The organism is Microcystis sp. M079S1, assembly GCF_020246425.1.
GTDB lineage: Bacteria > Cyanobacteriota > Cyanobacteriia > Cyanobacteriales > Microcystaceae > Microcystis > Microcystis aeruginosa.
In genome coordinates this window covers 1-2,666 of the sequence record NZ_JADBSZ010000226.1, presented here as the reverse complement: position 1 = coordinate 2,666, position 2,666 = coordinate 1, and the positions used below count along the sequence as shown (strand labels likewise).

The 2,666-nt window shown below is 41.0% G+C and carries 3 protein-coding genes; 1 reads left to right on the top strand and 2 read right to left on the bottom strand.

Going from position 1 to position 2,666, the window contains the following annotated elements:
- Window positions 1-426: 426 nt before the first annotated feature.
- The gene (locus IM456_RS15190) at window positions 427-1,491 is read left to right on the top strand and encodes an endonuclease/exonuclease/phosphatase family protein (protein ID WP_287694145.1); all 1,065 of its coding nucleotides are present in this window, start codon (window positions 427-429) and stop codon (window positions 1,489-1,491) included.
- Window positions 1,492-1,820: 329 nt separating this feature from the next.
- Here the strand turns inward: IM456_RS15190 and IM456_RS15185 are convergent, their stop codons facing one another.
- A complete protein-coding gene (locus IM456_RS15185; protein ID WP_149988605.1) occupies window positions 1,821-2,177 on the bottom strand; it encodes a type II toxin-antitoxin system PemK/MazF family toxin in 357 nt (118 codons plus the stop codon).
- A 2-nt stretch (window positions 2,178-2,179) separates the two neighbouring features.
- A complete protein-coding gene (locus IM456_RS15180) occupies window positions 2,180-2,410 on the bottom strand; it encodes a hypothetical protein (RefSeq protein WP_253881528.1) in 231 nt (76 codons plus the stop codon).
- Window positions 2,411-2,666: the final 256 nt, after the last annotated feature.

Sequence of the window (2,666 nt, the reverse complement as noted above, 5' to 3'; positions counted from 1 at the left end):
TTCCCAAATGCGTTTAACCGCTATGGGATAGAGAGGTGCGTAGTTCACCCAAGGAGAATCAATCTCTCGAAGTAAAAGTGAAGGGAATTTCTGAAATGGAATTCAGTCTGTCTATATTTGACTATACTTTTACTAACTATTACTTGATGAAAACTTATCTGTTCGCTTTTCAGTTGTCAGTAAGCTGACATGACCCCAACGTTAGTAACGAATATAGCGTTTCCTGTTCGCAAGAGGCACTGTCGATGGTGAAAAGTTTAATCAGCAAAGGTTTAACTGTGCCACACAGGTGTGAGAAACGTTATGTACGGGACAACCAATCCAAAATACCGTTCAATCAAAGACAGAATTTGCTTGTTCCTGTGAGTGCCGCTTTCACCCCTAAACGTTTACGATGATGAACAGTAAAGAGTACAGGTCAAACCAATGAAAAGACTGCTCGGGATTGTCATCTTGATAATAGCTTGGGGAGGCTTTATCTTTGCCGACCCAGCCCTCGCCTTAGATGTAGAGGTAGGTCAGCAAGTACAGCTTAAAGCCACAAATCCTCAAGGTGTTCCTTTGCACGAAAATCCTTTTCCGAGTTTAAAGGGAAGATTACCCGATGGTGTAACGGCCACAGTGACCGAAACCGATAGGGAAAAGCATTGGCTAAAAGTACAAATCCTCTCCCAACAAGGTTGGATTATAGAAAAATATGTCGCTCAAGTTTTGGAAGATTCGGTTAACCCCCCTCCGAATCCTCCTATAAACGGGTTGCAATTAGCCACCTATAACGTAGAATCACCAAACTTTAACCCCAGAGACACCACCCCCGACAAAGTAGCCGAGGAAATTACAAAGCATCCAGAGGTCATTCTTTGGGGTCTTGAAGAGGTGATGAATCAGGAAGATCTCGATCAGTTCACTCAAGCTATGGGTTCAAATTTTACCTCGGTCTTGGGAGAAACGGGCGGTCAAGATAGATTAGCGATCGCTTACGATCAAAGTCAGTTAGAATTAGTGGGTTCTATCAATAATTTATCGGGTTCTGGAGGGTCAAGAAATCCACTTGTGGGTCAATTTAAACTTCTCGCGGACGGGACTGAATTTTTATTTATGGTCAACCATTTCAACCGTCGTGAAGAGGAAAGAAGAAACCAACAGGCTGATTTCGTCAGAAATTGGAGCAATCAGCAAAGTTTACCGACGATTATAGTGGGAGACTTTAACTTCGATTTTGATCTCAATGAACGAAGAGGTAATACGGCCTTTGATAAGCTCAATCGAGACAACATATTAAAGTGGATTCAACCGGATTGTTTAGCTTCTAATAATTGTCTATCCACGCAATGTAATCCAAATTTTAACGGTATCTTAGATGCTGTTTTTGTCGGTGGAACTGCCAAAAATTGGTCGGCGAGTTCTTCTATAGTTCCTTTTGACTGCTCGAAAGATGCCACGGGATTCCCCGATCATCGTATCGTCAAGGCCGAATTAAAAATCTCTTAGCCGACGACATTCGGGAATTATCGAGCGAATTTGCTTGTTTAACGTTTCACCATGTACAAAAAAAGGTCGGGGCAAGCTAATGTTTGCCCCGACCTTTCTTGTCATAATTAGTGGATTAGAACTTATACCAATTCTCCAAAGTCTGACTACAGAAGCTTAATCTCCCTAAATCGCCCTTAAAAAGGGGGACTTAAATTCGATGTGTAGTTTTCATTTAGAGAAATGGTATTAACCATTGATAGCGGGAGCGGTCATAACCACAGGAGCCTGTTCGCCACTAGCTAAGTCTAAGGGTAAATGGATTATTTAAATCCTTTTATAACCCCCTATTATTCGAGTTCTTGAGGTTCAATAACCAACTTAATTCCCTGAATAATTAATTTGATTTTTTCCTGAGAAAGTCTTCCGATAGACTCCGTTAAAAGACGCTTATCAACCGTGAAAACCTGTGAAACATTAACAACACTGGATTCAGGTAAATTCCCTTCACCCTCATTCAATAAAACATTACCAATAGCTTTTGCTCGTCTCAAATTGGTTGTTAATGGACACACAATAACCGTCCCAATTTGTGAATGATTCAGAGCATCATTTTGCACCACAACACAAGGACGAAGATAAGCAGGTTCAGAACCTTGTGGTTCTCCTAAATCAATCCAATAAATCTCTCCTTGAAAAATCGTCATATTTACTCGGATAATTGGCGTTGATGATGCCGTATTCGCTCTAACATTAAAGTTTCTGATTCGTCCAATCCATCACTATAAGCGTCATTCCAACTATCTATTAATCGTTGTTTAGTTGTTTGTTGATTATTCAATCCTAATTGTTGATGTAACTGCTCCAATAACCATTTTTTATCTTCAAGAGAACAGTCTCGTAACTTTTGTTCCAGTTCAATTATCAGAGAAGATAACATAAAATTGATTCCATTTAACATTGAGCTATATCATAATTCTAACAACAAAAAAGCACCCCCTCGCGGGAGTGCCTTTTCGTTCAGACTAGGAATTAACCATTGATAGCGGGAGCGGTCAGAGCTACAGGAGCCTGTTCACCACTAGCCAAGTCTAAGGGGAAGTTGTGAGCGTTGCGCTCGTGCATTACTTCCATACCGATACCAGCGCGGTTTAACACATCGGCCCAAGTACCGATTACACGACCTTGAGAATCGA

Bases quoted from the DNA above. Each gene is read 5' to 3' on its own strand.
- IM456_RS15190 (WP_287694145.1), top strand. From the start codon at position 427: ATGAAAAGACTGCTCGGGATTGTCATCTTGATAATAGCTTGGGGAGGC.
- IM456_RS15185 (WP_149988605.1), bottom strand. From the start codon at position 2,177: ATGACGATTTTTCAAGGAGAGATTTATTGGATTGATTTAGGAGAACCA.
- IM456_RS15180 (WP_253881528.1), bottom strand. From the start codon at position 2,410: ATGTTATCTTCTCTGATAATTGAACTGGAACAAAAGTTACGAGACTGT.